At 70.5% G+C, this 7,133-nt stretch carries 9 protein-coding genes; 7 read left to right on the top strand and 2 right to left on the bottom strand.

The window, feature by feature from the left end:
• Together ACWGDE_RS33880 and ACWGDE_RS33875 are read right to left on the bottom strand one after the other, a co-directional pair.
• The coding region (locus tag ACWGDE_RS33880; protein ID WP_453392892.1) for a response regulator at positions 1-428 on the bottom strand (428 nt) is incomplete at its 3' end.
• Positions 425-697 carry a ubiquitin carboxyl-terminal hydrolase 14 gene (locus ACWGDE_RS33875; RefSeq protein WP_453392891.1) on the bottom strand — a complete coding sequence of 91 codons (273 nt, stop codon included), beginning with the start codon at positions 695-697 and terminating at the stop codon, positions 425-427. The genes ACWGDE_RS33875 and ACWGDE_RS33880, both read right to left, overlap by 4 nt.
• Positions 698-984: 287 nt before the next feature.
• On the opposite strand from ACWGDE_RS33875, the gene ACWGDE_RS33870 reads away from it, so the two are divergent.
• Genes ACWGDE_RS33870 through ACWGDE_RS33840 form a run of 7 tightly spaced genes read left to right on the top strand, consistent with a single transcriptional unit; the run spans position 985 to position 7,126 of the window.
• Positions 985-1,809: a type 1 glutamine amidotransferase domain-containing protein gene (locus ACWGDE_RS33870; protein WP_453392890.1), complete on the top strand. Its 825-nt coding sequence runs from the start codon at positions 985-987 to the stop codon at positions 1,807-1,809.
• Between the two features lie 57 nt (positions 1,810-1,866).
• On the top strand, positions 1,867-3,516 hold the full coding sequence (locus tag ACWGDE_RS33865; RefSeq protein WP_453392889.1) for a thiamine pyrophosphate-binding protein: 1,650 nt from the start codon (positions 1,867-1,869) through the stop codon (positions 3,514-3,516).
• Positions 3,517-3,552: 36 nt separating this feature from the next.
• On the top strand, positions 3,553-3,984 hold the full coding sequence (locus tag ACWGDE_RS33860; protein ID WP_453392888.1) for a nuclear transport factor 2 family protein: 432 nt from the start codon (positions 3,553-3,555) through the stop codon (positions 3,982-3,984).
• A gap of 20 nt (positions 3,985-4,004) precedes the next feature.
• On the top strand, positions 4,005-4,460 hold the full coding sequence (locus tag ACWGDE_RS33855) for a nuclear transport factor 2 family protein (RefSeq protein WP_453392887.1): 456 nt from the start codon (positions 4,005-4,007) through the stop codon (positions 4,458-4,460).
• A 4-nt stretch (positions 4,461-4,464) separates the two neighbouring features.
• Entirely contained in the window at positions 4,465-4,845 is a 381-nt protein-coding gene (locus ACWGDE_RS33850; RefSeq protein ID WP_453392886.1) for a nuclear transport factor 2 family protein, read from the top strand.
• A 12-nt stretch (positions 4,846-4,857) separates the two neighbouring features.
• The gene (locus tag ACWGDE_RS33845; protein WP_453392885.1) at positions 4,858-6,474 is read left to right on the top strand and encodes a GMC family oxidoreductase; all 1,617 of its coding nucleotides are present in this window, start codon (positions 4,858-4,860) and stop codon (positions 6,472-6,474) included.
• A complete protein-coding gene (locus ACWGDE_RS33840; protein WP_453392884.1) occupies positions 6,467-7,126 on the top strand; it encodes a DJ-1/PfpI family protein in 660 nt (219 codons plus the stop codon). Before ACWGDE_RS33845 ends, ACWGDE_RS33840 begins: the two co-directional genes overlap by 8 nt.
• The last annotated feature ends 7 nt before the right edge of the window (positions 7,127-7,133 follow it).

The following is a 7,133-nucleotide window of genomic DNA, read 5'->3' as shown; positions in this document are numbered from 1 at the left end:
GCTGGGAAGAGCCGCTCGGGCGGCGGGTCCCACGGCTTGAGCAGGTAGTAGTCCAGGCGGACCCGGTTGATGGCGGTGATCGCCGCGTCCGTCTCGGCGTACGCGGTCAGGAGCACGCGGCGGGCGTCGGGGAAGCGGCTGACGGCCTCCAGCAGGAACTCGACGCCGGTGACGTCGGGCATCCGCTGGTCCACGAGGAAGAGCGCGGGGTCGTGCCCGCGCTCGTCGAGGGAATCCAGGATCTTCAGGGCGTCGGCGGCCGAGGAGGCGCCCAGCACCCGGTAGCGGTCGCCGTACGCGCTGCGCAGGTCGCGGCGGACGGCGCGCAGCACCTGCGGGTCGTCGTCCACGGCGAGGATGACGGGCTTGCGGTTCTCCGCGTGTTCGGCGGCGGCGGCCGCGGCGGCGCTCTCCGGGGCCGCGCTCACGCCGCGTCCAGCATCAGCTTGTCGGCGTAGCACCAGGCCCAGTCCTCGCCGGGCTCGTGGGAGGCCGCGACGGGGTGTCCCGTGGCGCCGTAGTGCCGGGTGGCGTGACGGTTCTTCGAGGAATCGCAGCATCCGACGTGTCCGCAGCTCAGGCACATCCGCAGGTGCACCCAGGTGTCGCCGGAGGCGAGGCACTCCTCGCAGCCCTCCGTACCGGGTTTCACCGGACGTATCCGATCGATGTGGGTGCACAACAAGTCCGTCGTCATCGTCCCCGTCCCTCTCTCGCGCTCTCGCGCTCCGCGCACGTGATTGCAGCGCGCCCGTGATTCCGGCGCGTCCAGACCATAAGGCGGGGTCCCGGCGAGGGTTCATCGATTCAGACGAAGTCAGGTAGTACGGAAGCTACTTCATGACCTCGGCGAACGACTTCCTGAGGTGCCTCCACGACCTGGGCGACTACCTCACGAAGTCGCATACGGGCGCTTTGACGGGAACCCCGGGCACGGCCAGTGTGGGGGACGCCAACGACAACAGGCGGCGCCTGGAGGAATCCGTGAGCAGAAAGATTCTGGTCATTGTCTCCGAACACGGTTACTGGGCCGAGGAACTGATCGGTCCCGTATCGAAGTTCGACGAGCAGGGCTATGAAGTCGTATTCGCCACGCCGACCGGAAAGCGTGCGCACGCTCTCCCGCCGAGCCTCGACGCGAACTACATCGATCCTCCGCTGGGCCGGTCGGTCACCACCGAGGAGAACGCCCGGCTGGGCCGGGAGTTCGAGCAGTCGAGCCGGCTCGACTCACCGCTCGACATCGAAGCCTGGGTGCCCGAGCGCCCGTACACGAGCGACACGGGCTATCTGCCCGAGCTGGAGCAGTACCACCGCGACCTGGACAGGCTCCAGGCCGACATCGCCGGTTACGACGCGGTGCTCATCGTCGGCGGCAGCGGTCCGATCGTGGACCTCGCCAACAACGAGCGCGTGCACGCCCTGATCCTGGCGTTCAAGAACGCCGGCAAGGTCGTCGCGGCCGAGTGCTACGGCGTCGCCTGCCTGGCCTTCGCCCGGGACTGGGGCGACCGCCGCAGCATCATCTGGGGCAAGCACGTGACCGGCCACTGCAAGGAATACGACTACAAGGACGGGACCGGATTCCTCGGAACCGACTTCAACATGGGACCGCCGCCCTACCCGCTGGAGTACATCCTGCGCGACGCGACCGGGCCGCGCGGGGCGTACCACGGGAACTTCGGACACCCCCTTTCGGTGATCGTCGACTTCCCGTTCGTGACGGGCCGTTCCACCCCCGACTCCTATCTCACGGGGCAGAAGATCGTTGAAGTCCTGGAGAACGGCCTCACCCGGTACGGCTGGTAATTCCGGGGCGTTCGCCGATTGGTCCCGGCAAATCCGTGGGAAAAGAGGGGGAGTTCGATGAGTTCCGGAGCCACTCCCGGACGGGAAAGGCTGATCGACCAGTTCAAGGCCGACGGCCTGAACATCATGTTCGGAAATCCGGGGACGGTGGAACAGGGATTCCTCGACGCCGTGGACGCGGCGGAGGACTTCTCCTACGTCCTGGCCCTCCAGGAGACCGTGGCCGCCGGCATCGCCGACGGCTACGCCCGCGCCACCGGCGGGGCCGCCCTGCTCCAGCTCCACTCCGGGGTGGGGCTGGGCAACGGCATCGGGATGCTCTACCAGTCGCTGCGCGGGCACACCCCGCTCGTCGTCGTCGCCGGCGACGCCGGGGTCCGCTACGACGCCATGGACGCGCAGATGGCGTCCGACCTGGTGGCGATGGCCAAGCCGGTGACCAAGTACGCGACCCGGGTCACCGACCGGCACTCCGTGCTGCGCACCATCCGCCGGGCGGTCAAGATCGCCCTGACCCCGCCGCGCGGCCCGGTGTTCGTGGCGCTGCCGATGGACGTGCTGGACGAGCTCAACTCCGAGCCCGTACTGCCCGCCACCGTCCCGCTCACGGACGTGGCGCCCTCGCCGGCCTCGGTGGGGCGGGCGGCCGAGCTGCTCGCCTCCGCCGAGCGGCCGGTCGTCCTCATCGGGGACGGGGTCGCGCTCTCCGGGGCGCAGAAGGAACTCGTCGCCGTCGCCGAGCTGCTGGGCGCCGACGTGTACGAGGTCGACTCCTCCGAGGTGAACATCGCGGCCTCGCACCCGCTGCGCCGCGGCCAGACGGGCCACATGTTCGGCCCGCACAGCAAGGAGCTGATCGGGGAGGCGGACGGGGTGCTGATCGTCGGCACCTACGTCTTCCCCGAGGTGTTCCCGGAGCTGGAGAGCCCGTTCCGCCGGGGGGCGAAGGTCGTGCACATCGACCTGAACGCCTACGAGATCGCCAAGAACCACCCGGTGGACCTCGGGCTCGCCGCCGATCCCCGGCAGGCGCTGCGCGCGCTGGCCGGCGTACTGGAACCCCTGCTCACCCCCGGGCAGCGGGCGGCGGCCGCCGGGCGGCTGGACGCGCGGACCCGGGAGCGGGCCCGCGCGGGGCTGCTCGCCGGATCCGACGCGGACGGATCGCCGATGGCGGTCTTCCTGCGGACCCTGGCCGAGCGCACCGGCGGGGACCTGATCGTCTTCGACGAGGCGCTGACCACCTCCCCGCTGGTCACCAAGTACCTGCCGCCCGAGCGGCCGGGCGACTACCACCTCACCCGGGGCGGCTCGCTCGGGGTGGGCTTCCCGGGCGCGGTCGGCGTCAAGCTCGCCCGCCCGGACCGGCTCGTCGTCGGCTTCGCGGGCGACGGCGGGTCGATGTACACCTACCAGGCGCTGTGGACCGCGGTCCGGCACGGCATCGACGCGAAGTTCGTGGTCTGCAACAACCGCAAGTACCGGCTGCTGGACGACAACATCGCCCAGTACTGGCGGGAGCGGGACATCCCCGAGCACGGTTTCCCGGGCTCCTTCGACCTCTCGCACCCCGAGATCGACTTCGCCGGACTGGCCCGTTCGCTCGGAGCCGGCGCCGCGCGGGTGGAGAAGCCGGACGAGGCGGCCTGGGCCGTGGGCCGGATGCTCGAGCATCCCGGGCCCTTCCTGGTCGACGTACAGATCTGACGGAAAGACCCCACCGAACCGACAGGAGGAGACCGCATGCCCGCCGAGCGGCTGACCGAGGACGCCATCCGCGCCTTCGCCGAGAACTGGTACGTGGCCCTGGACCAGCACCGTGCGCCGGACGAGGTGCTGGCGCTGATCACCGAGGACCTGGAGTTCAAGGTCCCCGAGGACACCTTCCTCGGTCACCAGGGCTTCGGCCGCTGGTACGAGGCGGTCACCCACCGCTTCTTCGACGAGGTGCACACGGTCACGAAGGTGGAGCCCGTCATCGAGGGCGAGCGGGCGATCGTCCGGGTCCTGGTGAACTGGCAGGCCAAGATCTGGGACCCGCCGGCGGCCCGCAGCGTGTGGCTCGGCTTCGACGCCGACCAGACCTGGACCGTGGTCGCCGGCCCCGACGGGCCGCGGATCAAGCAGTACACCGTCAACGAACTGGCGCCCATGCCCGGTTCAGCCTCCCTCTGAGCGCCGAAGGAGCAGCGACGATGACCGAAGTGACGCGCGAACGGGTCGAGGCGGCCTACCGCGCCCTCGGTTCCGGGGACCGGGCCCGGATCCTGGAGTACTACTCCGAGGACCTGCGCTGGCAGGTCCCCGGCAACCACCCGCTCGCCGGCTGGTACGAGAGCCTGGACGCCTTCCTGGAGCTGATGGGCCAGACCCACAAGCTCACGGGCGGCACCTTCCGCATGGACCTGGAAGCGGTCCTCGTCGGCGATGACTGCAGCGCGGACGTCTGCCGCAACGTGGCCCTGCGCGGCGGCGCCGACGAGTCGAGCCGCTCCCCGTACGAGCGGATGGACTACCCGGTCTTCCACTTCATGCGCTGGCAGGGCGGCCGGATCGTCGAGGGCCACGACGGGCTGTTCGGCGACTCGGCCACGGCCTTCAGCCAGTTCTGGGCGCCCTTCGCGCCGGACGGAACCCGCAGGGACGGATAGGGGGATGAGAGCGATGGACGCGCGGCAGATCTTGCAGAGGTACTACGAGCACGCCAACGCCGGTGACTGGGACTCCTGGTGCGACCTGTTCGCCGAGGACCAGGTCATGGACGAGCAGCTCGCCGGCCACATCGAGGGCCTGGACGTGCTGCGGTCGATGATGAAGGGCATGGGGACGATGTACCGGGAGTTCCGCAACGAGCCCGTGCACTTCCTCGTCGACGGCGACAAGGCGGCCGCCGTCTCCCACCTGACGGCGGTCACCCCGGCGGGCGAGACGATCGAGGCCGAGGTCATGAACTTCTTCCGGATCGTGGACGGGAAGATCGCCTACATGGCGAACCACCACGACACCGTCCCCTTCCAGGTGCTCGGCCAGGGCTGAGGGGGACGCGTGATGGCCGTGAACGAGTACGACTACATCGTCGTGGGATCCGGCACCGCCGGCAGTGTCCTGGCGAACCGCCTCTCCGAGGACCCGGACGTCACCGTCCTGGTGCTGGAGGCCGGTGCGGGCCGCATCCCGCCCGAGGTGGACGATCCGTCCTCCTGGTACAAGCTGCTCGGCGGGCCCGTCGACTGGGGTTACACCAGCGTCCCGCAGCCCGGCCTCGACGGCCGGCGCACCTACGAACCGCGCGGCAAGGCCCCCGGCGGCAGCAGCAACCTCTACATCATGATGCACATCCGGGGCCACGCCTCGGACTTCGACAACTGGGCCTACCAGGGCGCGGCCGGCTGGGCGTACGAGGACGTGCTGCCCTACTTCGCCCTGCTGGAGGGCCAGGAGGACGTCACCGCCGCGACCACCGGCACCCGCGGACCGCAGCGGATCACCAACGCGGGCCTGCACGGCCCCAATCCGGTCTCCCGGGCCTTCATCGACGCCGCCGTCGAGCTCGGCCACGAGGAGATCGCCGACTTCAACACCGACGGACCCCGGCGCGGGCTCTTCGGTACCGGCTGGCACCACATCGACGTGGCCGAAGGCCGCCGCCAGGGCGTCCTCGCCGCCTATCTGGAGCCGGCCCTCGACCGCTCGAACCTGACCCTGCGCACCAGCGCGCAGAGCACCCGGCTGCTCTTCGACGGCGACACCTGCACGGGCGTGGAGTACGTCCAGCTCGCGCCGCCGGAGGGCATACCGGGCCGGACGGTCCGGGACGGGCACAGCACCACGCTGGAGCCCGGGCCGCACACCGCGCGGGCCCGCCGGGAGGTGATCGTGGCCGCCGGGGCGATCGAGTCGCCCAAGCTGCTGCTGCTCTCCGGCCTGGGGAACCCCGAGCAGCTGGCCGAGCACGGCATCCGGACGGTCGCGGCCCTGCCCGGGGTCGGCGAGAACTTCCACAACCACGTGCTGACCGGGCTGATGGCCGAGGTCACCCAGGAACTGCCGCCGCCGGCGCAGAACTTGTCGGAGAGCGCGCTGTTCCTGTCCTCACGGCCCGGACTGCCCGCCCCGGACCTGCAGATCGCCTTCGTGCACGTGCCGTTCGACGTCATCGTCGGCCAGGACCACCCGAACACGGTGTCCATCCTGCCCGGGGTCGTACGACCGGTCTCGCGCGGCTGGATCAGGCTCGCGAGCGCCGATCCGCTGGCCCACCCGCTCATCCACCCGAACTACCTCGGCGACCGCTGGGACCTGGAGCGGATGGTCCAGGGCGTCAAGGTCGCCCGGGAGATCTTCGGAACCTCCGCCTTCTCGCCCTGGTACAAGCAGGAGCTCCAGCCCGGACCGGGCCACGTCTCCGACGCCGAACTGCGCACCTTCGTGAAGCAGAAGTCGGAGAGCTACCACCACCAGGCCGGCTCCTGCCGCATGGGGATCGACGACCTCTCCGTCGTCGACCCGCAGCTGCGGGTGCACGGCGTGCGCAACCTGCGCGTCGTCGACGCGAGCGTGATGCCCGCCGTCCCGTCGGGCAACTGCCACACCGCCATCGCGATGATCGCCGAACGCGCGGCGGACTTCCTGCGCGGCCGAGACAGGGGGGCCTTCGGTGCCTGACGCCGTACTGCGCGAGGGCGCGCTGTCCGGGACCAAGATCGCGGTCCTGGTCGAGAGCGACTTCTACGAGCCGGAGATCTTCTACTACCTGCACCGGTTCGCGGAGGAGGGCGCCGAGGTCGACTTCCTGACCCGGCTGTGGGGCAACGACTCCATCACCTTCACCGGGCACGAGTACCGGGCGCCCTTCACCGCGAGCAAGTCCCTGGAGGGGCTGAGCGACGAGGAGCTGCGCCGGTACGCGGCCCTGATCGTGCCCTCGGGCATGGTGGCCGACCGGCTGCGCTACACCGAGGACGTGGACGTACTGGCCCCGGCGACGGAGCTGCTGCGCCGGGCCTTCGAGGAGCCGGCCGTCCTCAAGGGGATCATCTGCCACGGCATGTGGCTGGCCGCCTCGATCCCCGACAAGGTGCGCGGCCGCAAGGTCGTCTGCCACAACAACCTCATCGGCGACGTCCGCAACATGGGCGGCGAGTACGTGGACGAGGACGTGGTGGTCGACGGAGACCTGGTCACCGGCCGCACCGGCGCCCACCACCACCTCTTCGCCCGGCGGATCATCGAACTGATCGCGGCCGGACGCGGAGCACGGGCCGCGGCGGCCGCGCTCGGCGCGCCCGGGCCGCGCGGCCCGCGGGGCGCCGGCTGATGCCTGG

This window comes from Streptomyces sp. NPDC054956, from assembly GCF_053609185.1.
The sequence above is the reverse complement of the archived record's forward strand: the minus strand, read 5'-3'. Positions and strand labels throughout refer to the sequence as shown.

What these genes read in the sequence shown, in the direction of transcription:
- ACWGDE_RS33875 (WP_453392891.1), bottom strand. Translation starts at nt 697, where the DNA reads ATGACGACGGACTTGTTGTGCACCCACATCGATCGGATACGTCCGGTG.
- ACWGDE_RS33865 (WP_453392889.1), top strand. Translation starts at nt 1,867, where the DNA reads ATGAGTTCCGGAGCCACTCCCGGACGGGAAAGGCTGATCGACCAGTTC.
- ACWGDE_RS33860 (WP_453392888.1), top strand. Translation starts at nt 3,553, where the DNA reads ATGCCCGCCGAGCGGCTGACCGAGGACGCCATCCGCGCCTTCGCCGAG.
- ACWGDE_RS33855 (WP_453392887.1), top strand. Translation starts at nt 4,005, where the DNA reads ATGACCGAAGTGACGCGCGAACGGGTCGAGGCGGCCTACCGCGCCCTC.
- ACWGDE_RS33850 (WP_453392886.1), top strand. Translation starts at nt 4,465, where the DNA reads ATGAGAGCGATGGACGCGCGGCAGATCTTGCAGAGGTACTACGAGCAC.
- ACWGDE_RS33845 (WP_453392885.1), top strand. Translation starts at nt 4,858, where the DNA reads ATGGCCGTGAACGAGTACGACTACATCGTCGTGGGATCCGGCACCGCC.